Source organism: Micromonospora phaseoli, from assembly GCF_900109115.1.
Taxonomy (GTDB): Bacteria; Actinomycetota; Actinomycetes; order Mycobacteriales; family Micromonosporaceae; genus Micromonospora; species Micromonospora phaseoli.
In genome coordinates this window covers 80,117-102,462 of the sequence record NZ_FNYV01000007.1, presented here as the reverse complement: position 1 = coordinate 102,462, position 22,346 = coordinate 80,117, and the positions used below count along the sequence as shown (strand labels likewise).

General features: G+C 72.2%; 22 protein-coding genes. 9 read left to right on the top strand and 13 right to left on the bottom strand.

The window, feature by feature from the left end:
- Window positions 1-28 precede the first annotated feature (28 nt).
- The 5 genes from BMY89_RS18700 to BMY89_RS18680 all read right to left on the bottom strand — a co-directional run bounded on the left by BMY89_RS18700 (window position 29) and on the right by BMY89_RS18680 (window position 6,788).
- Window positions 29-3,226 carry a UvrD-helicase domain-containing protein gene (locus tag BMY89_RS18700; RefSeq protein ID WP_092381303.1) on the bottom strand — a complete coding sequence of 1,066 codons (3,198 nt, stop codon included), beginning with the start codon at window positions 3,224-3,226 and terminating at the stop codon, window positions 29-31.
- A 62-nt stretch (window positions 3,227-3,288) separates the two neighbouring features.
- Entirely contained in the window at window positions 3,289-4,599 is a 1,311-nt protein-coding gene (locus tag BMY89_RS18695) for a metallophosphoesterase (RefSeq protein WP_092381533.1), read from the bottom strand.
- A gap of 13 nt (window positions 4,600-4,612) precedes the next feature.
- Complete coding sequence (locus BMY89_RS18690; RefSeq protein ID WP_092381302.1) at window positions 4,613-4,861, bottom strand: MoaD/ThiS family protein; 249 nt, start codon at window positions 4,859-4,861, stop codon at window positions 4,613-4,615.
- Between the two features lie 2 nt (window positions 4,862-4,863).
- Complete coding sequence (moaA, locus tag BMY89_RS18685; RefSeq protein ID WP_092381301.1) at window positions 4,864-5,877, bottom strand: GTP 3',8-cyclase MoaA; 1,014 nt, start codon at window positions 5,875-5,877, stop codon at window positions 4,864-4,866.
- Window positions 5,874-6,788: a fructosamine kinase family protein gene (locus BMY89_RS18680; RefSeq protein ID WP_092381300.1), complete on the bottom strand. Its 915-nt coding sequence runs from the start codon at window positions 6,786-6,788 to the stop codon at window positions 5,874-5,876. The genes moaA and BMY89_RS18680 overlap by 4 nt, the downstream gene beginning before the upstream one ends.
- Window positions 6,789-7,002: 214 nt before the next feature.
- On the opposite strand from BMY89_RS18680, the gene BMY89_RS18675 reads away from it, so the two are divergent.
- Together BMY89_RS18675 and BMY89_RS18670 are read left to right on the top strand one after the other, a co-directional pair.
- Window positions 7,003-8,040 carry a DUF4192 domain-containing protein gene (locus tag BMY89_RS18675; RefSeq protein WP_092381299.1) on the top strand — a complete coding sequence of 346 codons (1,038 nt, stop codon included), beginning with the start codon at window positions 7,003-7,005 and terminating at the stop codon, window positions 8,038-8,040.
- A gap of 37 nt (window positions 8,041-8,077) precedes the next feature.
- Window positions 8,078-8,788 (top strand): GAP family protein, encoded by a 711-nt coding sequence (locus BMY89_RS18670; RefSeq protein WP_092381298.1) that lies wholly within the window; start codon window positions 8,078-8,080, stop codon window positions 8,786-8,788.
- A gap of 40 nt (window positions 8,789-8,828) precedes the next feature.
- Here BMY89_RS18670 and fdhD read toward each other — a convergent pair whose 3' ends face one another.
- Window positions 8,829-9,683 carry a formate dehydrogenase accessory sulfurtransferase FdhD gene (fdhD, locus tag BMY89_RS18665; protein WP_092381297.1) on the bottom strand — a complete coding sequence of 285 codons (855 nt, stop codon included), beginning with the start codon at window positions 9,681-9,683 and terminating at the stop codon, window positions 8,829-8,831.
- A 535-nt stretch (window positions 9,684-10,218) separates the two neighbouring features.
- Between fdhD and mobA the strand changes: the two genes are divergently transcribed.
- The 3 genes from mobA to BMY89_RS18650 all read left to right on the top strand — a co-directional run bounded on the left by mobA (window position 10,219) and on the right by BMY89_RS18650 (window position 12,317).
- Window positions 10,219-10,869: a molybdenum cofactor guanylyltransferase gene (gene mobA, locus BMY89_RS18660; RefSeq protein ID WP_092381296.1), complete on the top strand. Its 651-nt coding sequence runs from the start codon at window positions 10,219-10,221 to the stop codon at window positions 10,867-10,869.
- Window positions 10,866-11,156 (top strand): DUF6457 domain-containing protein, encoded by a 291-nt coding sequence (locus BMY89_RS18655; RefSeq protein WP_092381532.1) that lies wholly within the window; start codon window positions 10,866-10,868, stop codon window positions 11,154-11,156. Before mobA ends, BMY89_RS18655 begins: the two co-directional genes overlap by 4 nt.
- Before the next feature lie 81 nt (window positions 11,157-11,237).
- The gene (locus BMY89_RS18650; protein WP_092381295.1) at window positions 11,238-12,317 is read left to right on the top strand and encodes a T3SS (YopN, CesT) and YbjN peptide-binding chaperone 1; all 1,080 of its coding nucleotides are present in this window, start codon (window positions 11,238-11,240) and stop codon (window positions 12,315-12,317) included.
- Window positions 12,318-12,374: 57 nt separating this feature from the next.
- Here the strand turns inward: BMY89_RS18650 and BMY89_RS18645 are convergent, their stop codons facing one another.
- Complete coding sequence (locus BMY89_RS18645; protein ID WP_092381294.1) at window positions 12,375-14,309, bottom strand: beta-propeller domain-containing protein; 1,935 nt, start codon at window positions 14,307-14,309, stop codon at window positions 12,375-12,377.
- A gap of 58 nt (window positions 14,310-14,367) precedes the next feature.
- Window positions 14,368-14,826, bottom strand: a complete 459-nt coding sequence (locus BMY89_RS18640) for an Lrp/AsnC family transcriptional regulator (protein WP_092381293.1) — start codon at window positions 14,824-14,826, stop codon at window positions 14,368-14,370.
- A gap of 59 nt (window positions 14,827-14,885) precedes the next feature.
- On the opposite strand from BMY89_RS18640, the gene ddaH reads away from it, so the two are divergent.
- A complete protein-coding gene (ddaH, locus tag BMY89_RS18635) occupies window positions 14,886-15,719 on the top strand; it encodes a dimethylargininase (protein ID WP_175510387.1) in 834 nt (277 codons plus the stop codon).
- A 90-nt stretch (window positions 15,720-15,809) separates the two neighbouring features.
- Here ddaH and BMY89_RS18630 read toward each other — a convergent pair whose 3' ends face one another.
- The gene (locus BMY89_RS18630) at window positions 15,810-17,009 is read right to left on the bottom strand and encodes an ABC transporter substrate-binding protein (RefSeq protein WP_092381291.1); all 1,200 of its coding nucleotides are present in this window, start codon (window positions 17,007-17,009) and stop codon (window positions 15,810-15,812) included.
- Window positions 17,010-17,088: 79 nt separating this feature from the next.
- On the bottom strand, window positions 17,089-17,886 hold the full coding sequence (locus BMY89_RS18625) for an alpha/beta hydrolase family protein (RefSeq protein WP_092381290.1): 798 nt from the start codon (window positions 17,884-17,886) through the stop codon (window positions 17,089-17,091).
- A gap of 101 nt (window positions 17,887-17,987) precedes the next feature.
- Between BMY89_RS18625 and BMY89_RS18620 the strand changes: the two genes are divergently transcribed.
- Window positions 17,988-18,590 (top strand): bacterial proteasome activator family protein, encoded by a 603-nt coding sequence (locus tag BMY89_RS18620; protein ID WP_092381531.1) that lies wholly within the window; start codon window positions 17,988-17,990, stop codon window positions 18,588-18,590.
- A gap of 46 nt (window positions 18,591-18,636) precedes the next feature.
- Here the strand turns inward: BMY89_RS18620 and BMY89_RS18615 are convergent, their stop codons facing one another.
- The 3 genes from BMY89_RS18615 to BMY89_RS18605 form a co-directional block, all read right to left on the bottom strand.
- Entirely contained in the window at window positions 18,637-19,449 is an 813-nt protein-coding gene (locus BMY89_RS18615) for an HAD family hydrolase (RefSeq protein ID WP_092381289.1), read from the bottom strand.
- Window positions 19,449-20,270, bottom strand: coding sequence for an HAD hydrolase family protein (locus BMY89_RS18610; RefSeq protein ID WP_092381288.1), 822 nt, complete (start codon window positions 20,268-20,270; stop codon window positions 19,449-19,451). The genes BMY89_RS18615 and BMY89_RS18610 overlap by 1 nt, the downstream gene beginning before the upstream one ends.
- A 212-nt stretch (window positions 20,271-20,482) precedes the next feature.
- Window positions 20,483-21,235 (bottom strand): hypothetical protein, encoded by a 753-nt coding sequence (locus BMY89_RS18605; protein ID WP_092381287.1) that lies wholly within the window; start codon window positions 21,233-21,235, stop codon window positions 20,483-20,485.
- A 160-nt stretch (window positions 21,236-21,395) separates the two neighbouring features.
- Between BMY89_RS18605 and BMY89_RS18600 the strand changes: the two genes are divergently transcribed.
- Both BMY89_RS18600 and BMY89_RS18595 read left to right on the top strand, forming a co-directional pair.
- Window positions 21,396-21,827 carry an OsmC family protein gene (locus BMY89_RS18600; protein WP_092381286.1) on the top strand — a complete coding sequence of 144 codons (432 nt, stop codon included), beginning with the start codon at window positions 21,396-21,398 and terminating at the stop codon, window positions 21,825-21,827.
- A gap of 107 nt (window positions 21,828-21,934) precedes the next feature.
- Window positions 21,935-22,294, top strand: a complete 360-nt coding sequence (locus BMY89_RS18595) for a metallopeptidase family protein (protein WP_175510386.1) — start codon at window positions 21,935-21,937, stop codon at window positions 22,292-22,294.
- Window positions 22,295-22,346: the final 52 nt, after the last annotated feature.

Here is a 22,346-nt window from a genome sequence, read left to right as displayed (position 1 = left end):
GTGATCCCGCCGCGAGCGGAATCGATCGTCAGATGAGCCGCAGCTGACGGTCCTTCGGCCGGCGTGGTCCGTCACCCTCGCCCAGGCGTTCGAACAGGCCCGGGTCGACCACGTCGAGGAACGGCGACGGACGGCAGTCGCGCTCTGACCCGTGCCGGACCCGGCGGGCGGCGTGACTGACGTAGAGCCGGTCCTGCGCGCGGGTCAGCCCCACGAAGAAGAGCCGGCGTTCCTCGGCGATGGCGTCGTCGTCGGGTGCCGAACCGGGCCAGCGCAGCGGCAGCAACCCGTCCTCTGCACCGACCAGGAAGACCACCGGGAACTCCAGCCCCTTCGCGGCGTGCAGGGTCAGCAGGGTGACCGCCTCGGCCCGGGGGTCGAGCGCGTCCACCTCCGCCCCGGTGGCGAGTTGAGACAGGAACATCTCCATGTCCTCACCGCACCGGCGGGCCAGCGGAGTCAGCAGGTCGACCGCGCTCCGGACGTCCTCGGGGCGTACCCCGCCCGATCCGTCGAGGGTCGGGGTGGCGAACCGCTCCGCGAGCACCTGGCCGGCGAGGCGTACCCGGGCGGGCAGGGCACCGTCGAGACCCGACGCGTGCCGTAGCTCGCGGGCGATCGCCATCACGCCGGGGCGGTCCCGCAGCCGGTCGTGCGAACGTTTCTGCACCGGGATGTTGGCCCGCGACAAGGCGTCCACGATCGGCGCGGCCTGCGAGTCGGTGCGGTACAGCACCGCGATGTCCGAGAAGGACAGCGTGGTGGACCGGCCGTCGATCCGGCCGGAGTCCAGCGACCGGTGGGAGAGGCCACCGACCAGTTCGTCGACGGTGCGTACCACGAAGTCGGCCTCGTCGGCGACGGACGCCGCAGCGTACCGGCCGACCATGGGCGCCTCCGGGTCGAGCCGGGCCGGATCCAGCCGGCGGCCGCGGACCAGCGAGGACGGCGCGATGGCCTGCACCGCCGCGGCCAGGATCGGTGCCGAGGAACGGTAGTTGCGGTTGAGCCGGACCAGCCGGGCGTCAATGAAGTCCTGCGAGAAGCGCAGGAAGTACCCGACGTCGGCACCCCGGAAGGAGTAGATGGCCTGGTCCGGGTCGCCGATCGCGCACAGGTTGCCGTCGGCGGGGCTGAGCAGGCGCAGCAACTCGTACTGCACCGCGTCGACGTCCTGATACTCGTCCACGAAGATCCATCGCCACCGCTCCCGGTACCGGTCGACCAGCCGCCGGTCCTCCCGCAGCAGCGCCACCGGCAGAGTGAGCAGCTCGTCCAGGTCGACCATGCCCTGCTTGCGTAGCAGGGAGGTGTAGCGGGTCAGGTCCTCGCCGGCGTCGGTCCGCGCCGCCGCCCGATCCGCGTCGTCGGCGATCCGGAAACCCTCCGGCAGGCCGGCGGCCTCGGCGTTCTCGCGCAGGATGGTCAGCCCCAGCGAGTGGAAGGTGCCGACGGTGACGTCCTCGGCGACCGGACCGAGCAGGCCGTCGAGACGGTGCTGCAACTCCTCGGCGGCCCGCCGGGTGAAGGTGATCGCCAGGCACTGCTCCGGAAAGACGTTCAGCTCGGCACAGAGGTACGCGATCCGGTGGGTCAACGTCCGCGTCTTGCCGGTGCCCGGCCCGGCGACGATGAGCAGTGGACCGCCGGGGGCCGAAGCGGCGACCCGCTGCATCGCGTCGAGCCGATCGAGCAGCCCGGTACCGACCTCCTCCATCCCGGCGAGCATCGGCTCGAACGGCTCGTGCGGCGAGGGTGGCGGTGCGATCGGCGGCGCCGGAGGTGCCGGCTTACGCTTCGGTTCGGGCTTCGCCGCCGGCCGCTTCGCCCTGGTGTCCGGCTTCGCCGCCGGCTCCGTGGGCTGCCGCTGCGCGGGAACCGGTACGTCGAACAGCGTCTCCTGCCCGGCGGACGCCCCGGCGCCGCCCAGCTCGGCGGGATCGAACAGCGTGATCACGCCGTACTCGCCGTCGTAACCGGGCACCCGGCGGACCTCGCCACGGCGCAGCCGGCCGATCCCCTCGGCCAGCAACTCTCCGCCGACCCGGCCGATCTCGTCGACCGGTACCCGGGTCAGGATTCCCAGCTCCGAGCCGAGCGCGGCGACCAGCTCGGTGAGTTTTCCTTCGACCTTCTTCGAACGCGGGCCCACCTTGTTGATCTCACCGAGGATCTCGGCGAGTTGGATCAGGTGGGTCACCTCGGGACTGTGCTCCGGCCGGTACCCCTCGGGCCGGTCGGCCAGGTCCGACACCCGGCTCAGCACCCCGACGGTCAGCGGCTTGCCGCATTCCGGGCAGCGTCCCCCGGCCGCCCGGGTCTGCTCGGGTGCCCAGTTCACCCCGCACAGCCGGTGGCCGTCCGCGTGGTACTTCCCCTCCTCGGGGAAGAACTCGATCGTGCCGGCCATCCCGGTGCCGGTACGCAGCGCCTCGCGCATGCCGAAGTAGTCCCGGGTCGAGGCGAAGACCGTCGCCTCGCGGGCCAGCGCGGGTGGTGAGTGCGCATCGGAGTTGGAGACCAGCCGGTAGCGGTCCAGGCTGCCGACCCGCCAGTTCATCTCCGGGTCGGAGGAGAGGCCGGTCTCCACCGCGAAGATGTGCTCGGCCAGGTCGGCGTAGCAGTCGGCGATCGCGTCGAAGCCGGACTTCGAGCCCAGCGCGGAGAACCACGGGGTCCAGATGTGCGCCGGGACGAGGTAGCCGTCACCGCTGGCCTCGAGAGTGATCTCCAGCAGGTCGCGGGAGTCCAGACCGAGGATCGGTCGACCGTCCGAGCTCAGGTTGCCGATCCGGCCGAGCGCGGCGTTGAACCGGCCCACCGCGTCCAGGTCCGGCAGGTAGACCAGGTGGTGGACCTTGCGGGTACGGTCGTCCCGCTTGTAGATCGTGGAGATCTCCACGCTGAGCATGAACCGGACCGGGTCGCTCTCCGCCTCGCTGGACAGCCGGGGCGGCAGCCGGCGGGCGATGTCCCGTTCCGCCTCCGGTGACAGCCGGTACAGCCCGGGTTCGGCGGGGTGCAGCGTCTCACGCAGGTGGTCGTACCAGGCCGGGTGGGTGAAGTCGCCGGTGCCGAGCACCGCGATGCCCTTGCGTCGCGCCCACCAGCCGAGGTTCGGCAGGGTCAAATCGCGGCTGCAGGCACGCGAGTACTTCGAGTGGATGTGCAGGTCCGCGACGAATGGCGGGAGGCCACCGGGGGGTACGGCGCTGAACGGAGGCACGCCGCATCCTGCCACGCCCGGCGGCGCTCCCGCGCGTCGCCACGCTACAAAGGTGAGGTGCGCTATGCCGAGCGGAGCTCGACGAGGGTGATCTGAGGCTCCGCGCCGACCCGTACCGGCGGGCCCCAGAAGCCGGCGCCGTTGGTGACGTAGACCTTCGTCCCGTCCACCTCGCCCAGCCCGGAGACCACCGGTTGTTCGAGCTTGACCAGCAGATTGAAGGGGACCATCTGGCCGCCGTGGGTGTGGCCGGAGAGTTGCAGGTCGACGCCGTACCTCGCGGCCTCCAGCGCGGCAACCGGCTGGTGGGCCAGCAGCACCACCGGTCGGGACGGGTCACGGTCGCCGAGCGCCGCGCCGTAGTCCGGCGGTGCGGACACCCCGCTGCCCACGGCGGAGACGTCGTTGACCCCGGCCAGGTCGAGGACGCCACCGGGAGCGGCGATCTCCAGCCGCTGGTTCTGGAGTACCCGCAGCCCGAGCCGGTCGACCTCGGCCACCCACTCCTCCACGCCCGAGTAGTACTCGTGGTTGCCGGTGACGAAGTAGCTGCCGTGACGGGAGCGCAGGCCCCGCAACGGCGCGGCGGCGTCACCCAGCTCGGCCACCGTGCCGTCGACCAGGTCACCGACCACGGCGACGATGTCGGCGTCCAGCCGGTTGATCGCGGCCACGATCTGCTCGGTGTGTACCCGGCCGCGCAGCGGCCCGATGTGGATGTCGGAGACGGTGGCGATGCGCAGGCCGTCCATGCTGCGCGGCAGCTTGGCCAGCGGAATCTGCACCCGGTCCAGCTGCGGCGGGCCCATCGCGGTACGCACGCCGTAGCCGACCAGCCCGGTGGCGGTGAGGCCGGCGAAGATCGCGGCTCCCCGGGCGAGCAGCAGGCGACGGCCCGGATCGTGGTCCGGCCCGATCGCGCCGGCGGCCGGCGGCTCGGCGGGGGCGTCGGTCGAGGGTGCCTCGGCGACCGGCGTCGGCCCGTCGGTCGCGGCCGGCCCGTCGGTGGACGGTGCGGGTCCGCGCGCGCCGGCCGAGCCGACCAGGACCGGTTCGGGCGCGGCCAGGGCCGACCGGCGGCGCAGCACCAGCCGCGTCACCAGCATCGGGACTTCCAGCGCGACGAGCAGCACCAGCAGGTAGAACATCAGCGCCAGCCAGAGGTAGCCCGGCCAGGCGAGCCAGTACATCCCGGCCCGGGTGCCGACCATGGTCGCCGGTACGAGCAGCGCCAACACGATCGCGCTGACCGTGCCGACCCGCCGCCAGCGCCCCGCCGTGGTGGTGTCCTTTACCAGCCGCTTCCACAGGTAGAGATGGATCAGCCCGGTGACCAGGGCAAGGGTGGCCACGAAGCCGAGTACCGCGAACACGTGTGGTTCCCCCTCAGCCACCGGCGAAGGGAGGCAGGACGTCGATCGTCGCACCGGCCGGCAGCGGCTGCTGCCGATCATGACAGGTCACGCCGTCGACCAGAAAACTCGACACCGCCAGCACCGGCACCATCCGCCCGCCGTGCCGCTCGGCCAGCTCCGCCAGCAGCTCCTCCAGCGACCTGCCGGCGGCGGTGGTCTCCTCGGCGCGGCCGGCGGCGGCGCGCGCCCCGGCGAAGTAACGGACGGTGACGCTCGCCATGATCAGCCTCCGATGGCCGACATCGGCCGGGTCGGTTGCAGGAAGGACGGGTCGTCGATGCCGTGCCCGGCCCGCTTGCCCAGCGTCGCCGCCTGCCAGCGCCGGGCCAGCTCCTCGTCGTCGGCACCGGCCCGCAACGCGCCGCGTAGATCCGACTCGTCGGTGGCGAACAGACAGTTGCGGATCTGGCCGTCGGCGGTGAGCCGGGTCCGGTCGCAGTCGCCGCAGAAAGGCCGGGTGACCGTGCCGATCACCCCGACGCGGGCCGGACCGCCGTCGACCAGCCAGGTCTCGGCGGGTGCCGCGCCGCGCTCGGTCGGGTCCTGGCTGAGGTCGTACGCCGCCCGCAGGGTGACCAGGATCTCCTCGGCGGTCACCATGGCGGCGCGGTCCCACCCGTGCTGGGCGTCCAGCGGCATCTGCTCGATGAACCGCAGCTCGTAGCCGTGGTCGAGAGCGAAGCGGAGCAGCGCCGGTGCCTCGTCGTCGTTGACGCCGCGCATCAGCACGGCGTTGACCTTGACCGGGGTGAGCCCGGCGTCGGCCGCGCCGGCCAGGCCGGCCAGCACGTCGGGCAGCCGGTCCCGGCGGGTGAGCCGGCTGAATCGCTCACGGTCCAGCGTGTCCAGCGAGACGTTGACCCGGTCCAGGCCGGCGGCGCGCAGCGCCGGGGCGAGGCGTTGCAGGCCGATGCCGTTGGTGGTCAACGAGATCCGGGGACGCGGGTCCAGTGCGGCGACGGCCGTCACGATGCCGACCAGGCCGGGCCGGATCAGCGGCTCACCTCCGGTGAACCGCACCTCGTCCACCCCGAGCCGGCAGACCGCGACCCGGATCAGTCGGACCACCTCGTCGTCGGTGAGCAGCTGCGGGCCGGCCAGCCAGGGCAACCCCTCGGCGGGCATGCAGTAGGTGCAGCGCAGATTGCACTTGTCGGTCAGGGATACCCGCAGGTCCCGGGCGACGCGGCCGTACCGGTCGACGAGGACGCCGCCGGTCGGCGGGGCCAGGCTCACCCGTCGACCGTAGCGCGCCCGACCCCACTCAGGGCGTCCCGAGCGCTGCGGGTTACCGAATCACGGTACGCCGCGCCGAAAATGGCGGTGTGTACGAGCAGCAGGTGCAGTTGATGCAGCGGCATCCGAGCGCGCCAGCCGTCGGCCAGCGGCCAGGTCTCCTGATAGGCCGCCAGGATCCGCTCCCGATGAGGCGGACCGCCGAAGAGGGTGAGCTGTGCCAGGTCGGTCTCCCGGTGGCCGCCGTGCGCCGCCGGGTCGACCAGCCAGGCCCGGTCGTCGTTGCCCCAGAGCACGTTGCCCGGCCAGAGGTCGCCGTGGATGCGGGCCGGCCGCTCGTCGCCGCCGAACTCGTCGATCCGGGCCATCACCTGCTCGACCAGCGCCGCGTCCGCGCTGTTGAGGGCTCCGCCGTTGACCGAGCGCCTGAGGTACGGCAGCAGCCTGGTCCGGGCGAACCACTGCGGCCAGGAGCCCTCGTGCGGTGTGTTGTCCGCCGGTAGCGCACCGATGAACCCCACCCACGGCGCGCCGAACGCCGGGGCGCCGGCCCGATGCAGTCCGGCCAGTTCCCGGCCGAAACGTTCGGCTGCCTCCGGGCTCGGCTCACCCGGTTCGATCCACTCCAGCGCGAGCAGGTCGGGCAGCGCCACCAGCACCTCCGGTACGGCCACCGCGCCGGCCTCGCGTAGCCAGCGCAGCCCGGCCGCCTCGGTGGCGAAGAAGCCCTCCGGCGCCGGCCGCCCCGCCTCCGGTGGCCAGGTCTTCGCGAACACCGAGTGACCGTCGTCGAGGGTCAACCGGGACGCCGCACAGATGTCACCGCCGGACACCGGCGTCTCCCGGATCCGCTGGTGGGTCAGGAAGGTCGGCAGGTGCTCGGGATGCGCCCGCAGGTACGCCAGATCCATCCCCGCAACGTATCGCCTGAGGTGCAAGGAGGGGCCCCCTGTTAACGCCTGCGGTAGAGAAGGGGCCCCCTATTAACAACCGACACCGCCCGCAGAGGTCTCCGGTGCGGGTCGAACGCCAGCGAGCTGGGAAAATACTCTCCGTGTCTGTGGATAACCCGCGTGTCATCCACAGGGGCAGCGGCGCTCACCGCTCGGCTCGCAGGCTTCCTGCATGAACTCGACCGACCTGCCCCGGCTCACCGTCCGCTCGCCCGCCGACCTCATCGCCGCCGTGCCGTACCTGCTCGGCTTCCACCCCGCCGACAGCGTCGTGGTGGTGGCGATGTCCGGCTCGCGGATCGTCTTCGCCGCGCGCGGCGATCTGCCCGGCGACGCAGATCCCTACGAGCCGGGTCAACACATCGCCGCCGTGACGGCCCGGCAGGGCGCCGACTCGGCCACCGTGATCGGGTACGGCCCGGCCGCCCAGGTGACCCCGGCAGTGGACGCGGTACGGGACGCGCTGGCCGACGCCGGGCTCACCGTCCTCGACGCCCTGCGGGTCACCGACGGGCGGTGGTGGTCCTACGTCTGCGCGCAGCCGGAGTGCTGCCCGCCCGAGGGCACCCCGTACGACCCGCAGGCGAGCCTGCTTCCCGCGGCGGCCGTCTTTGCCGGCCAGGTCGCGCTGCCCGACCGGGCGGCGCTCGCCGCCCAGGTCGCCCCGGCCGGTGCGGCGACCATGCGGGAGGCCACCGAACGGGCGGAACGACGGATCGCGGACCTGCTGGCGTCGGCACCCCCGACCGATCTGCTCGGTGGGCGGGCGCTGCGGGCGGCCGGGGTGAGCGCCCTGCGGGACATTCGACGGCAGCACCGCGACGGTGAGCGGCCGACCGACGACGGGTTGGCCTGGCTCTGCCTGCTCCTGACCCATCTGCCGGTACGTGACCACGCCTGGGAGCGCACCGACGGCCGAGACGAGGACATCGCGTTCTGGGCGGAGGCGCTGCGCCGCGTCGACCCGGCGCTGACCGCCGCCCCGGGTGCGCTGCTGGCGTTCGCCGCGTGGCGCGCCGGGCAGGGTGCGTTGGCAGCCGTCGCGCTGGAACGGGTGCTGGCCGAGCATCCCGACTACTCGCTCGCCCTGCTGCTGGACGATCTGCTCCGGCAGGGCGTGCCCCCGTCCCGCCTGGACGGCTGGCCGGCGACGGGCCGACCGAGGGCACCCCGACGCGGTCGGCGCCGCTCCCGACGCCGACCGCGATGAATAATCGCCTCATGTTCGACCTGATCGTCGGTACGGCATGAGCGTCGCGCTGCTGCTGTCCCTTGCGGGTCTGGCGCTGATCGACAGCACCAGCATCGGCACCCTGTTCATTCCCGTCTGGCTGTTGCTCGCCCCGGGATCGGTGAGCGTTCGGCGGGTGCTGACCTACCTCGGCACCATCACCGGCTGCTACTTCCTGGTCGGGTTGCTGCTCTACTTCGGCGGCAGCGGTCTGGCCGAGCTCCTCGGCGGTGCGCTCGACAGCCGGCCGGTGCTCTGGTTGCAGCTGGCCCTGGGAGTCGGGCTGTTCGTGCTCAGCTTTCGCTACGACGGCAAGCGAGGCGCCGGCACCGGCCGGGTACTGCGCTGGCGGGACCGGGTGACCACTGGCGACTCGTCACCGCGCTGGCTGGTCGGGCTGGCGTTGTTCGCCGCACTCGCCGAGGTGGCCACCATGCTGCCGTACCTCGGCGCGCTGGGGCTGCTGACCACCTCGGGGCTCGCCGTGCCGACCGTGCTGGCCCTCCTCGGCGGGTACTGCCTGGTGATGGTGCTGCCGGCGATGCTGTTGCTGGGCGCTCGGGTGGCCTGGCCGAGACTGGTCGAGCCGGTGCTCACCCGGCTCAACGCGTGGATCGTCAGATCGTCCGGCAGCATGCTCGGCTGGGTGTTGGGTATCGCCGGCTTCCTGATCGCCCGGGACGCCGCCGTCCGGCTGGAGTTGTTCGACATGTTCGCCCGTCGCTGACGGCGGGACAGGTCAGCCGGTCACCCGGCAGCGGGACGGGTCAGGCGGTCACCCGGTGTGCGCCGGTGTAGACGTTCATCGTCCGGCCGCGCAGGAAGCCGACCAGGGTCAGCCCCGCCTCGCTGGCCACGTCGACCGCGAGCGTGCTCGGCGCCGATACCGCGGCGAGCAGCGGCGCGCCGGCCATCCACGCCTTCTGGGTCAGCTCGAAGCTGGCCCGACCGGACACCAGCAGCACGTGGCCCGAGAGCGGCAGCCGGCGCTCGCGTACCGCCCAGCCGACCACCTTGTCCACCGCGTTGTGCCGGCCCACGTCCTCGCGCAGCACCACCAACTCGCCGTCGGCGGTGAACAGACCCGCCGCGTGCAGGCCGCCGGTGCGGTCGAAGCCCCGCTGCCCGGCCCGCAACCGCTGCGGCAACTCGGACAGCAACTCCGCCGACACGCTGAGCGGGTCGTCGCTGACGTCAAAGAGTGACCGGGTACGGACGGCGTCGATGCTCGCCTTGCCGCACACCCCGCAGGCGCTGGTGGTGTGGAAATGCCGGGTGACGTCGGTCACTGGATCTGGCACGCCGGCTGCCAGCGTCACGTCCACCACGTTGTAGGTGTTCGGGGTATCCGTGCCGGCGCACAGCTGAGCCGTGGACACGTCCTCCGTCGACCGGATCAGCCCCTCGGTGAGCAGGAAGCCGATGGCAAGATCGAGGTCGGCGCCGGGGGTACGCATGGTGACGGCCAGTGGTGGACGCCGACCCGGCCCGGCCGGACCGACCCGGATCTCCAGCGGCTCCTCGGCGGCAAGGGTGTCCGGCCGCCGTACCCGGCCACGCCCGGCCTCCGTCGCGTCCAGATCCACCCGCAACACGCCACGTCGCTCACTAGCTCGTCCCACCCCGCCATCCTCCCCCGCCGCCCGGACCTCGCCGCATCGCCCCGGACCCACCGGCCCGCCGGCCATTCGGCCTTGGGCTCCGCGCACTTCCCCGAGCGTGGTCCAGGTGTGTCACCGGCCTAGAACGACCTTTACGAGCAGCTCGGTGACCTTCCGCTGGATGCTGTCGAGCTGAACCATTTGTGCTCTCACCCACTCGCGCTGTACCTCTGACCCGCACGCCGGTGCGCCCTTGGTGGGCCTGGGGCGACCCGGCGCGTGCGCCGGGCGGCCGGGGCGTGGCCTGTGTCCGCCGGCCGGCCGTGGGCGTGAACTGCCGCAGCGGGTCGAGAGTCACGAGTTCCACCTGTCGCCGCGATCCGTTTGCGCTATCAGCTCGACAGCGCCGGGAACACCACCTCCACACCGTGCCCGTGGACGAGGGCGCGGCGCGCGGACGGCCGATGTCCGCTCTGGGCCCTGTTGACCGAGGGGAGCGCCTGCGTGCGTGGCGAGGAAGGATCTCGGGGGTACGGCGGGCGGCTACCGTGGCGCCGTGAGGGCGTACGCGGCGGTGGTGCTCGCGGGTGGTGCGGGGCGACGGATGGGCGGCCGGGACAAGCCGGCGCTGCCCGTCGGTGGTGTGCCGATGCGGGAGCGGGTGCTCGCGGCCGTCGGGGATGCGTCGCCTCGGATCCTGGTGGGCGCCGGGCCGGCGCTCGCCGGGGTACGGCTGACCCGGGAGGTGCCGCCCGGCGGCGGGCCGGTTGCCGCCGTCGCGGCAGGGCTGGCCCTGCTCGACGTCGACGTGCCGGCCGTGGCCCTGCTCGCGGCCGACCTGCCGCTGCTGACCCGGTCCGCCGTCCGCCAGTTGCTGCGTCACCTCGACGAGGCTGATCTCGACCGTCCGGCCGGCTCGGGCGACTCGTTTCGAACGGCCGGCCCAGGGACCGGCACCGACGGCGCGTGTTTCGTGGACGCCTCGGGGCGGCGGCAGACGCTGTGCGGGGTGTGGCGGCCGGATGCCCTGCGTACCGCCCTGGACCGGCTCGCCGGGCGGCGCGGTGAGCTGGCCGGTGCGTCGCTGCGGGAGTTGCTCGCCGGACTTGCCGTACGCGAGGTGACGTGGACCGGCGACGGCCTGGAGCCCTGGTTCGACTGCGACACTGAGGGTGACGTACGCCGGGCGGAGGAGTGGGCGCGATGACGGTGCTGGACGACTGGGTGACGGCTGCCTGCACGGAGCTGGGTCTCGACCCGGCGGAGGTGCCGGTGCCGACCGTGCTGGACCTGGCCCGGGATGTGGCCCACCAGGTGCTGCGGCCGGGTGCCCCGGTCACCGCGTACCTGCTCGGGTTGGCCGTGGGGCGCGGTGCCGATCCCGCTGCGGCCGCTGCCCGCCTCGCCGGGCTGGCCGGCTCCTGGCCGGTCGAGTTGGGCGGCGATCGCCAGCCTCGTTCGGACCCGGCCGGGCCGGATCGCCGGGCCGACTGACCGCCGTTGTCCGATCACGGTCCGCGCCGATCCGTCCCGCCGGCCGGCTGGGTAGGGTGACCGGAACGGACGGAGGCGATCATGACGGCAGACCACCCCTCGGCGCCGCCCGGTGCGCCAGCGCATCACGAGTCGATCCTGCTCGACGAGCCGAGCACGGCCGACCTACGGGCGAAGGTGACCCAGGCGTGGCGGGAGTTCGCCCGAGCGCTGGCCGACCGGCTGTCCGACCTGCCGGCGGGAGCACATCTGGAGTTGACCCTCGACCCGACCGCATCCGGCACCGATGACGCCGTCTACTCCGTCTACGTCGAGGTGGGTGCGGACGGCCGGCTCGCCGCCCGGGCGGTGGGCAACGCGACCCTGCCGCAGGGCTACCGACTGGACCGCGGGGCGGTCGCCGACATGGTCGCGCTGGGCTGGTCGCCGCCGGGTGTGGTGGAGGGCTCGGGGGACCAGTTCGGCGCGGACTACCCGACGGACGAGGCCACCCGGCTGGCCGCCATGCTCTCGCGTACGCTGCGCGACGTCTACGGTGCCCCGCATCCGGCCTTCCTGGTCTACCTGATCTCCGATGCCGAGGGCGAGCCGCTGCCCGGGCCGCCGCTGGGAACCGCGCGCAGCGAGGACGGACTGGGCCGGGAGATCGGCACCGAACTGGAGAAGGTGCTGGCCGCCGCCGGCGAGGCCGGCGCGGACACCGAGGTGCTGGAGTTGGCCGAACGGGTCCGTACCGTCGTCTCGACCATGCTCAAGTCGGACTCCGACCGCGTCCAGGTCGACTCCGACGGTGACATCAACATCCGGGCCGGCTCGGCAATGGTCTTCGTCCGGGTCCGGGACAACCCGCCGCTGGTCGACGTCTTCTCTCCGGTACTCACCGAGGTCGAGCCCACCGAGCGGCTCTACGTGAAGCTCTCCGAGCTGACCAACCGGATGCCGATCGGGCGCCTCTACTGCGCCGACGACACCGTGTGGGCGTCGATTCCGGTCTTCGGCCGCAACTTCCAGCCCACCCACCTGATGCTGGCGGTGCAGGTGATGACCGGCCTCGCCGACGAGCTGGACGACCGCCTGCACGGCGAGTTCGGCGGCAAGCGCTTCTTCGGCGAGGGAGACAAGCCTGGGCGCGGTGAGCACCGCACCGGCATGTACCTGTGAGGCGGGTGGGACCCGGAAACCCCGAGAAACCGGGCCCCACCCGCGCGGGAGGAAGGTTCAGGTCGTCGCGATCCAGCCCAGGCTCCGGGCGGTTACCGGGTCGCTGGCCCGCAGGCCCGCATCCGAAACGGTCCAGAGCACGTCGCCGACAACCAGCGACCGGCGTACCGACGGCGACGACACCCACGGGCGACGGGCGTTCGGGTGCTCGATGCTGGGATGGGTCACCGCGCCGATCTCGCTGATCGTGTCGCCGGTGACGTGCAGCAGCCGGATGCCGGCGTCTACCGGCAGCGCCACCAGCCCACTGTCCGGCCGGTACAGGAAGGCGTGCGGGTCGTGCTCGGCCGCCGACCACCCGTTGGGCAGATGCCACTGGTCCAGGCGGGTCGGCCGGGCGGGATCACGGACGTCGAAGAGGGACACCTGCAACCCCTCGGTCCTGCCTTGGCCGTCGGCCTCCTGACCGACGCCGAGCAGCCGTCCGTCGGGCAGCGGGTGCAGGTACGCCGAATAGCCGGTGATCTTCAGTTCGCCGGTCACCACCGGTGCGGCCGGGTCGGTCAGGTCGAGTGAGTAGAGCGGGTCTGTCTGCCGGAAGGTGACCACGTACGCGACCGGCCCGAGATAGCGCACCGAGTAGATCCGCTCCCCCCGCCCCAGGCCGCCGACCACTCCGGTCGACGCCAGCGCCCCACCGTCGCGACGCAGGATGTGCACGGCGGACTCGGAGGTCCGTCCCGCACCCCACAGATCGCCGGTGGTGGTGGCGACCCGCAGATGCCCCGCCCACTCCGAGAGCGCGTACTGGTTGATCAGCCAGCCGGGCACCGAGCCGGCGGCGAGGAAGCGGGGGCGGCCCGGCGCAGCGGTGTCGAACTGGTAGATCTCGGTGACCTGGTCGGCCGACGACGGCCGCCAGCGGGGCGTGGTCGGCGTCGCCATCGGCCGCTGGCCGGCCAGGTAGAGCCCGGTCGCCGTGCCGTAGACGGTGTCGGCGTCGGCGGCCACAGCGACCGGATCGCCGTCGCCGAGCCGGTCGGTGGTCAGGTCGAAGCTGAGCACGGTGAGCGTGGAGGAGCCGGTCATCCGCTTCGGACGGCTGAGCCGGTCGCAGCCGACCCGCCCGGTGTGCCGCTCGTCCCCGGCCGTCCACTCGTACTCCGGCAACCATGCCTCGACACCGGCCCGCGCGATCACCTTGTGGTTGCGTTCGGTCCGGACCGGGTCGCTGCCGGCGGGCTCGATCGGGAACTCCAGGCGGGTCGCCGCGCGGACCACCACCCGGGCGGTGTCACCGGTGAGCCGTGCGTCGACGGTGCTGCCCTGGATCCGGTACGTGCCGAGCAGCCGGGGCTGGCCGGTCAGGCCGATCAGCATCAGGCGGGTCGCGCCGGCCGGCCCCGCCAACCGGTAGCTGTCGGCCGGGCTCGGCGCGTCGGCGGTGAGTACCAGCGCCCGGTCGCCGAGCAGCAGCAACTGGTGCTCCAGCCAGCGCTGCTCCTCCTGGCCGCCGGTCAGGTCGAGTTCTCCGACGACCTGGCGGCTGGCCGGGTCGATCACCCGAAGCACGCCGTGGGTGACCGTGACGATCCGCCGGCCGTCGGTCTTGACCAGGTCGGGTTCGTCCGCGCCAACCTCGTGATTGTTGGTCGTCGAGTGACCGGCCCCGCCGTCCTGGGCCGCGGCGTCGCCCGCGGCCCCGGCGAAGGTCCGGGCCATCGACTCGGCGCCGCCGAGCGCCGCCCGATCCCCGAAGAGCACCGCGTCGCCACCGAAGCCGTATGGACCGACCGACGCGGTCGCCGCCGCGCGCAGTTCAGTGAGGGCATCGGCGCAGGAGTCGAAGGAGACCAGGCCGACCGGCACCATCGGTGGTCCGATCGCCCCGGGTGGCCGTGACACCGGTTCCGGCATCGCCATGCTGCCGGCGAGCAGCGCGAGCGCGACCAGCGTGCCGCCGGTCGCGGTGACCTTGGCTCCCCGTTTCATGGCCGGTTCGACGCGGTGGCTCCGCGTCCGGTTCCACCCGCCGGTGTGCGGTTACCGGTCAGCGGGTGGAGGGGCCGACGCCGGGGGACTCGACCAGTCGGGACAGGACGATGGTGCTGCGGCTGGAGGTCACGAAGCTCTCGGCCCGCAGTCGCTCCAGCGCCTCCTCCAGATGGGAGATGTCGGCGGCGCGCAGGTGCACCAGCGCGTCGGCCTCGCCGGAGACGGTGTAGGCGCCGACCACCTCGGGGTGGCGCCGCACCGCGACACCGATCTGCGCCGGGGTGGTCCGGCCGGCGCAGAACAGCTCGACGAACGCCTCGGTGGTCCACCCGACCGAGGCGGGGTCGACGATGGTCGTGAATCCCCGGATCACCCCGGCGGCCCGTAGCCGGTCGACCCGTCGCTTGACCGCCGGAGCGGAGAGTGACACCCGGGTGCCGATGTCCGCGTACGAGGCGCGGGCGTCAGCGACGAGCAAAGCAATGATTCGCTGGTCTACGGCGTCGATCTGCAATGTTCCGCCTCATAGAAGCAATGTTTGCGGCTGTTACCAAAGTTGTACCCTACCTACTCTTGGTCACCGTGAACCAGCAGCGAGTGCCGCGAAAGCGGACATATCTCATGTGCTCGCCCGAGCATTTCGCGGTCGAGTACGCGATCAACCCGTGGATGGACGTGACCGCTCCGGTCGACGCGGAGTTGGCGGTCAAGCAGTGGGACCGCCTGCGGGAGACCCTCGTCGGTCTCGGCCACGAGGTGCACCTGCTGGCTCCCGAGCCCGGCCTGCCCGACATGGTCTACGCCGCCAATGGGGCGTTCGTGGTGGACGGGACGGCCTACGGGGCGCGGTTCAAGCACCAGCAGCGGGCCGCCGAGGCGGCCGTGCACCGGACCTTCTACGACTCGCCGGACTGGCGGTTCATCGCGCCGAACGAGACCAACGAGGGCGAGGGCGACTTCGCGTACCTGCCGGAGGCGCACGGCGGGCTGATCCTGGCCGGGTACGGCTTCCGCACCGAGTTGCCCGCGCACGCCGAGGCGCAGGAGGCGCTGGGTCGGCCGGTGGTCTCGCTGCGACTGGTGGATCCGCGCTTCTACCACCTGGACGTGGCGCTCGCCTCGATCGACGACGGGAACATCGTCTACTACCCCGGTGCCTTCTCCGCGGCCACCCAGAAGGTGCTCGCCCAACTCTTCCCCGATGCGATCGTCGCGGACGACGACGATGCCCTCGCCTTCGGGTTGAACCTGGTCAGCGATGGCGCCAACGTGGTGCTCAACAGCGAGGCAACCCGGCTGGCCGGCCGGCTCAAGGCGGCCGGGTACACGCCGGTACCGGTGGAGCTTGCTGAGCTCAAGAAGGGCGGCGGCAGCGTGAAGTGCTGCATCGCCGAGCTGCGGCACTGAGTGGCCACCGAGCCGCGGCAGCACGCCGCGGCATCGAGCTGCCGGGTACGCGAAGGGCTGGCCACCGAGGCGGGGGCCAGCCCACTGCACTCAGCCCAGCGTGGCCAGCTCGCTGACCAGTACGTTCGACAGCACCTGACCGTCGCGCTGCACCTCGCGCAGGTACCACTTCTGCTGCGGGGTGCGCGGCTGGTTGAACTGCCACGCGCCGCGCGGGCTGTCGATCTGCCCGATCCGGCCCAGCGCGAGGTTGACCTGTTGCGGGGTGGGCGCCGGGCCGGCGAGGCGGATCGCCTGGTCGAGCACCTTCGCCGCGTCGTAGGAGGCCATCGCGTAGGTGGTGGGTGAGACGTTGTGCTTCTTGCGGTACGCCGAGGCGAACCGGCGGTTGGCCGCGTTGTTCAGATCGGCGGAGTAGTTCAGTGCCGTCCGGATGCCGAGCGCGTCGGTGGCCGGCCGGATGTCGTCGAGCACGGTGCCCTCGGTGAGGAAGCCGGGGGCGTAGACCCGGCCCTGGAAGCCGGCGTCGCGCAGCTGCATGATGAACTCCACCGCAGCAGGGCCGGCGTAGAAGCAGAAGACGACCGAGGGGTTGTTGGCCAGCGCCCGGTTGATGTCGGAGACGTAGGCGGTCTTGCTGGGGCTGCCGCTGCCGGAGGTCCAGACCACCTGACTGGCGATCCGCGGGTCGGACTCGCCGAACTCCTGCCGGAAGCCGCGCAGCACGTCCTCGACGCCGACGACCCCTTCCGGCAGGATGATCGCGACCCGTTCGGCGGGGGCCAACTCGTCCTTCATGTAGCGGCCGAGCGCCCGTCCCGCCTCGTCGAGCACGTACGACGTACGCCAGATGTAGACGACGCTCTGCAGGCTCGCGGGCGAGGCGTTGGAGCCGATCAGCGGGACCCGGGCCTGTTCGACGGCGTCCCGGATGCCGAACATCACCGAGGAACTGGCTACTCCGGTCATGGCGAGCACGCCCTGCTTGAGTAGCCCGTCGACGGCAGTCTGGCCGGACTTGACGGTGTCACCCTCGTCGGCCGTGATCAGGTCGACGGGGTGGCCGCCGAGACGCCTGTCGTTGAGGTCGAGGTACAGCTCGAAACCGTTGCCGAGTTCGTCACCGACTGCCTTGCTCGCGCCGGACTGTGGCGCGATGAGTCCGATCTTGATCGGGCTCTGCGTGCTGGTGGCGTCCTGCTCGGCATCGGAGCCGCACCCGGCGACGAGTCCGCCCGTACCGAGCGCGGCCAGCAGCTGGAGTGCCCGCCTGCGGTTCATCTGCGACACCGGGTTCCCTTCAAAATGCGTTGCCGGGCGGCATCCGCCCCTCCGGCGTTCTACCTGCTCCGCGACGCTGCGTCAATGGCTAATGATCTTCGTGCAGAGACCGCAATGCGCCGGTTACCTGCGGCCAGGCCGCCGACTCGGGATCGATGAGCCCGAAATGTTCGCATTCCGGTAGCTCAATCAGGCGGATATCGGCGCCCGCAGCCCGCCCGGCGGTCACATAGTCCCGGGAGATCCCGGCCGGGACCTGCTGATCCAACGTGCCGTGAATCACTACGGTGCGTGGTCGCAGGGGCACCAGGGATCGGGGATCGGCGGTCCCGTACCGGTCGGGGACGTCCGCCGGTCCGCCACCGAGCAAGGCGGCCACCGCCCCGCCGTCCAGGTCCAGCCGGTGGGCCTCGGCCAGGTCCGCGACCGGGGCGAGAGCCAGCACCCCGCCGACGGCCCCCGGCGCGTGGGCCGCCGCGTACAGCGCGAGGTGCCCGCCCGCCGAGTGACCGACCAGCACCGGTGCCGCTGGCGCGACCCGCCCGGGCAGCGCGACGTCGGCCAACCGAGGCAGCGCGGACACCCCGGCGAGCACGTCGGTGAGGGTGCCGGGCCAACCACCCCCGGGCTGCCCGGTCCGCCGGTACTCCAACTGGGCGACCGGGTACCCGAGCGCGGCCAGCGCAGCCGCCAGCGGATCGGTGTGCCGCCGGTCGTACTCGGCACGCCAGAAGCCCCCGTGCACCACGACCACCAGCGGTCGGGGTGGGCCGGCACCGACCGGCCGGCGCAGATCGGCGATCTGTTCGGGGTGCTCGCCGTAGGCGACGGTCACGTCCGGCTCGGGCGCGGGGCGGGTCAGCACCGCCCGGGGATCGGAGGGCATCCGGCGACGGTAGCGCGGTTGACCACCAACCGGGGGGCGGGTGGCCGGGCATCCTGGCGATCGCCGGGCCGGGGGGCGCCGACCCCGGTCACTGGGTGAAGATGGATGGCATGACCGAAGCGCGCTCCGCTGGAGAAAACGACGAGCCCGGCCGGGACGGCACCGGGCACACCGGAACGGTGGTGGTGGTCGGACCAGACGGTCGGCCCGTCGGCACCGTGCAGACCGACGACGGGCCCGGCGAGGATCCGTCGCGCCTGGTCGAGCAGCCGGCCAAGGTGATGCGGATCGGCAGCATGATCAAGCAGCTGCTTGAGGAGGTCAAGGCCGCTCCGCTGGACGACGCCAGCCGGCACCGGATGCGGGAGATCCACGAGCGGTCGATCGTCGAGCTGAAGGAGGGGCTGGCCCCCGAGCTGCGCGAGGAGTTGGAGCGGCTCTCGCTGCCGTTCGCCGAGGACCAGGCGCCCAGCGAGAGCGAGCTGAGGATCGCCCACGCCCAACTGGTCGGCTGGCTGGAAGGGCTCTTCCACGGCATCCAGGCCGCCCTGGTGGCCCAGCAGATGGCCGCTCGGGTGCAGCTCGAGCAGATGCGTTCTGGGCGGCAGGCGCTGCCCAGTGGGCCCGCCGGGGCGGTGCTGCCCGGCATGCCCGGCATTGGCCAGCCGGGCGGTGAGGGGCACAGCACCGGCCAGTACCTCTGATCCTGTCGGCGTGCGGCAGGCAGGGCGCGTGCCGCACGCCGGCGGTTCAGTCCGCCCCGAAGACCTTTTCCAGGTATGTCGCCACCCCGTCGACGGAGTTCGCCGAGGCGACCTCGTCGGCGATGGCCAGCACGGCCGGGTGCCCGTTCGCCACCGCCACCGCCCGGCCCGCCCAGGTCAGCATCGGTACGTCGTTGGGCATGTCGCCGAAGGCCAGCACATCGGCCGCGTCGACGCCGATCCGGTGGCAGTACCAGGCCAGTCCGGCCGCCTTGGTCACGCCGGCCGCCGAGATCTCCACCAGCCCGGAGTGCGAGGAGTGGGTGGCTTCGGCCAACCCCACGAGGGCGGCGGCAATCAGCTGGGTGAACCGGTCCGGGTCCTGCTCCCCGGCCCGCGCCAGCAGCTTCACCGCCGGCGCCGACAGCAGCTCCTCGGCGGTCTCCACGGCCCTGATCGCCTCGTCGTCGGCGTCCCACCGCAGCGGGTAGTGCGCCTCGTGGCGCATCTGCCGGCCGTCGACGACCTCGACCGCCAGACTCACCCCCGGCACCTCGGCCCGTAGCCGGCGGACCACCTCGGCGAGCAGCTCCGGGGCCAGTGGGTCGGCGCGCAGCACCTCGTCGGCGATCGGGTCGTAGACCACCGCGCCGTTGGCGCAGACCGCGGGCAGCGGCTCGGCCAGCTGGTCGTACACCAGTTGCAGCCAGCGGATCGGCCGGCCGGTGACCAGCACGACCGGCGTGCCCTGGGCGGAGATCCGGGCCAGCACGGCGGCCGTGCGGGCACTGAGCGTGCGGTCGTCGCGTAGCAGTGTTCCGTCGATGTCGCTGGCGATCAGGCGTGGTGTCCCGTCCATCACCGGGACAGTAGCCGGTCGAGGTAGACCGCCACTCCGTCGTCGTCGTTGCGCAGGGTCACGTCGTCGGCCACCGCGCGCAGACTCGGGTGGGCGTTGGCGACCGCCACCCGGCCCCAGCCGGCCCACTCGAACATCGGCAGATCGTTCGGCATGTCGCCGAAGACCAGCACGTCGGCCGGGTCCACGCCGAGGCTCTGCGCGATCACGCTGAGCCCGGACGCCTTGTCCACCCCGGGCGGACAGATCTCGATGAAGCCGAGCCCGGCCTGGGTGAGGGTGGCGAGCTGCGGCGGGACGACCTCCCGGGCGGCAGCCAGCAACTCGTCGACGTGGTGGTCGGCGGTACGCGCGAACGCCTTGATCACGTCGCCGGCGAGGCACTCGGCGCGGGTACGCACCTCGAACGCGTCCTGGTAGGGCCAGGCCGGGTGGTAGTCGCCCCACAGCGGGGCCTCGTGCTCGTCGGACGCCTCGACCATGACCGTCAGCGGGCCGACCGCGGCTTCCAGATCGGTCAGCAGGACGGCCAGCACCTCGCTGGAGAGGCGTTCGTCGCGCAGCACCACCGGCCCGGTCGGGTCGCTCTGGTCGACCACCCGGCCACCGCCGGCGAGCACGAGGAAGTCCGCCGCGCGGATGTCGTTGCGGGTCAGCTCGGTCAGCCGGGGACCGCGACCGGTGGCGCCCACCACCGGGATGCCGGCGGCGCGCACCCGGTCGAGGACCTCGTGGGTGTACGCCGACACGGTGTCGTCGCTGCGGACGAGCGTCCCGTCGAGGTCGGTGGCGATCAGTTTGGGCAGGCCCGGGCGGGTCATCGTTCCTCCTTCGCCCGCCGCCGTCGCGACCAGCCGGAGCGCCGGTTGGGAGACCCGGCGTGACGGCGGGCAGCAACCGTACCTCGCAGAACCGGGCGCAACCATGGCTTCCAGGCGAATCGGGTGCCAACGGACGACGCACCGGAGGTGACCGTTCGCCGGCCCGGCCATGGGTTCGGGCAACCGGCGGGACAACGCCGCCGACGGTCGGTTCAGTCGGGCGGCGCCTCGCGGGCGAAGGGCACCGTCGGAGCGACGGTGATGTCGGCCGGCGGACGTCCATCGTCCAGCTCCGCGTCCTGGGACCGGTGGCGGTCACGCCGGCGACGCCATCCGCTCGACTCCGTCAGCGAGTCCTCCGGCTCCGTGCCGGGTCCGGCCTGCCGACCCTGCTGCTCGGGCGCGACCCGCAGGAGCGCGGCGGCGAACAGCCCGACGGCGACGAAAGCGACGATCAGGCCGCGCCCGTACTCGATCAGAAAGGTCCACTCCGTGTTGTAGAAGTAGCTTCGTCGCGTCGCGTCGTCGAGTGACACGACGGTCGCCAGGAGCAGCGCGAGCTCGCCCGCGGCCAGCGCCAAACCGGCCACCCGGGCGTTGACCCGCACTGACTTCGTGCCGCGCAGCGCGAGCGCCACGGCGCCGCCGAGCGCGAGAAGACCGATCAGGTAGGCGGTGCCCAGGCCACCGACCTCGGACACCCCACTGGTCAGGACGAGCGGCGTGGACGGCTCGGGTCCACCGTTGGGAACAGTGATCGTCGACCACTCGCCCAGCAGCGATGCGAGGGCGGCCACGGCACCGAGCCCCGCCAGCAGCACCGGCACCCGGTGGTCACGGCCGAGACCGGCGAACGCTCGGCTGAATCGGCGGGTCGCGGGCGATTCGTCCGCCGCGCCCGACTCGACGACGGTGGTGCCGTCGGAGCGGTCGTCCTGACGGGGAATGGGGAGGTCGTGGTTCATCGCGCTCCCCTCTCCTGGTGGCCCGGACGCCGCGCGCCCGCCGCGCCGTGCGGGTCTGTGTCGCATCATGGCACAGCCGGTCCGCCGTGCCGAGGAACTGCGCAGGCGTAGCCGAGGCGGTCGGTCGCCTGGCGACGCTCGGTGGGCTAGCGTCAGGTACATGCCTATCCGTACCGCTTCCGCACGTTGGCAGGGCAACCTCACCGAGGGGTCCGGCACGATCCGCACCGGCAAGGGCGGGCTGGAGGGGAACTACTCCTTCAAGTCCCGCTTCGAGGAGGGAGAGGGCACCAACCCCGAGGAGTTGATCGGCGCCGCTCACGCGGGCTGCTTCTCGATGGCCTTCTCCAAGGCGCTCGCCGACGCCGGCACGACGCCGACCTCCGTGGAGACCACCGCGAAGGTGCATCTCGACAAGACCGACGCGGGGATGACCGTGACCCGGATCGACCTGGAGACCGTCGGCGAGGTGCCCGGCATCGACGAGGCGCAGTTCGCCAAGCTCGCCGAGACCGCGAAGCAGAACTGCCCGATCTCCCGCCTGCTGTCGCCCGGCGCCGAGATCACCCTCACCGCCCGCCTCACCTCCTGACCCTCCGTCAACCTGCCGTCGATCTTGCACTTCTGGTCGCCGTATTGCGGCTTTCATGAATATTCGTCGGGACCGGAAGTGCAAGATCGCGGGTTGGTTGGGGGAGAATGGAGGGCGTGGCGGTCGAGATGGAGCGGGAGCGGTTCGAGGAGTTGGTGGGGGAGGCGCTCGACGAGGTTCCGGAGGAGTTGCTGGCCCTCATGAACAACGTGGTGATCCTGGTGGAGGATGACCCGCCTCCCGGTGAGGACCTGCTCGGTCTCTACGAGGGACACGCGTTGACCGACCGGGGCTGGGACTACGCCGGTGTCCTGCCGGACCGCATCCTGATCTACCGAAACCCGATCCTGCGCATCTGCGACACGGACGAGGACGTCATCGACGAGGTGGCCGTCACAGTGGTGCACGAGATCGCCCACCACTTCGGCATCGACGACGCCCGCCTGCACGAACTGGGCTGGGGCTGACAGCTCCGCCCTGGTGGCACTTGCGGCCCGGCTCTACCGTCTCGACCAGGTA